We start from the raw sequence: 1,094 nt of genomic DNA on the forward strand, positions 1-1,094 counted from the left end.
GAAGCTACTTTTTACGCTGTTGATATTACTATATTTGACACTCATGCTTTTACAAAATGGTTTGCAAAAGCAAGGCAGTTGATATTCTGGTTGCTCCTAGGTGGAGGAATATGTTATATCTTGTCTGCAATTGCTTTTTATCTCTGGGGGGATGTTAGAGTGCTAGCGATTTTTGCCTGTGCTTCCTTTGTTGAGACTATCATCATTTATAATGGTATGGCAGGGAATGTTTTTCTGAAGGTTAATGATTTTTACACGAAAAAGAGAAACAACGATTAGGGAGTGTGTTTGGATGAGTAATCAAAATGATTTAGTACGAAACTTAATCCCGCTAGGTGAATATAGAAAACCGCAATTCTTGTTTTACGATTGCAAAACTTCACAGATATATGCCATAGACAGTTATAACAGTAATAAACAATCTATTTGGATATGGGTGGGGATTGTTTTAGTTGTCCCTGCTTTGAGGCAATTAACAAATGTTGCCTTTATTCGGTCTAGTGTTTTAAAAATAATATCAGTTATTTTAGCAATTATTATTTCGTTTATCATAAGTAAATTCTTTCGGAAAAAATCTTTTGAAAACAAGAGACTTTATCGGGTTGATAAATATTATTATCAAAAAAGTGATTTTTATTCTTTTGCTTATAGGACGAATCAACTCGTTATAGAAGGATTTGCTTTTGTTTGTATTGCTTCTGTCGTCTGTCTAGGACTTTATTCTTGGGGAGGAAATCTTCTGTTTTTGTTTTTCTTTTGTATGATGACCTCCTTAATATTCACCTTAATAGAATTAAATCATTTAAAGCGCGGGCAGGCTATTAAGCAGCTAAAAGAGGAATCCTAAAACGTAAAGAAAAATGGAACAGACTATCTAGATCTGTTATTTATATAAGTAGTATTATCACTTTTGCTTCTATGACTTGTGAAAAGAGTACTATAGAGACTATACTGTCACTATTTAAAATGCTTCTCTTCTATTAGAGAAATAATATAAAAATAAAAAAGGAATTAAACTAATGTCACAATTATTGCCACTTGGAAGTGTTGTTCGTTTGAATAATGGCGATGTCAACCTAATGATTATCAGCCGT

2 protein-coding genes and 1 pseudogene are annotated in these 1,094 nt (G+C 32.4%); all 3 read left to right on the forward strand.

Annotated elements, in window-relative coordinates:
- Positions 1-279, forward strand: a pseudogene (locus D8886_RS11580) (hypothetical protein); the annotation flags it as partial.
- Positions 280-292: 13 nt separating this feature from the next.
- The gene (locus tag D8886_RS11585) at positions 293-847 is read left to right on the forward strand and encodes a hypothetical protein (RefSeq protein WP_125435776.1); all 555 of its coding nucleotides are present in this window, start codon (positions 293-295) and stop codon (positions 845-847) included.
- A gap of 172 nt (positions 848-1,019) precedes the next feature.
- The coding region (locus D8886_RS11945; RefSeq protein WP_125435778.1) for a DUF4176 domain-containing protein at positions 1,020-1,094 on the forward strand (75 nt) is incomplete at its 3' end.

It is taken from the genome of Streptococcus sanguinis (assembly GCF_003943655.1).
GTDB classification, from domain to species: domain Bacteria; phylum Bacillota; class Bacilli; order Lactobacillales; family Streptococcaceae; genus Streptococcus; species Streptococcus sanguinis_F.